General features: G+C 70.6%; 1 protein-coding gene. It reads left to right on the plus strand.

Features of this window, described 5'->3' with window-relative positions:
- A partial coding sequence (locus ACPYOG_RS19610) for a hypothetical protein (RefSeq protein ID WP_481295794.1) occupies positions 1-194 on the plus strand: 194 nt, incomplete at its 5' end.
- Between the last annotated feature and the right edge of the window lie 75 nt (positions 195-269).

The following is a 269-nucleotide window of genomic DNA, read 5'->3' on the forward strand; positions in this document are numbered from 1 at the left end:
GGATGGCCGCCAGCTTCAACGGCGCGCGCCTCCACCAGAAGGTGTTCGAGGAACGCTACCTGTTCCACGCCGACCGGCTCGGCTACCTGGTCTGGGGCGAGTTCGCCGAATGGGGCGCGAAGGTGGGAACGGGAGGTCCACAGGAGCCGACCTGTCTCTTATACACATCTCCGAGCCCACGAGAAACTCGCTAATCTGGGAGGGGGGGGTCTGGCCTGAAGGGAGGGGGGGGGGGGGGGGGGGGGGGGGGGGGGGGGGGGGGGGGGGGG

Source organism: Leifsonia sp. HAY1-4F (genome assembly GCF_056755275.1).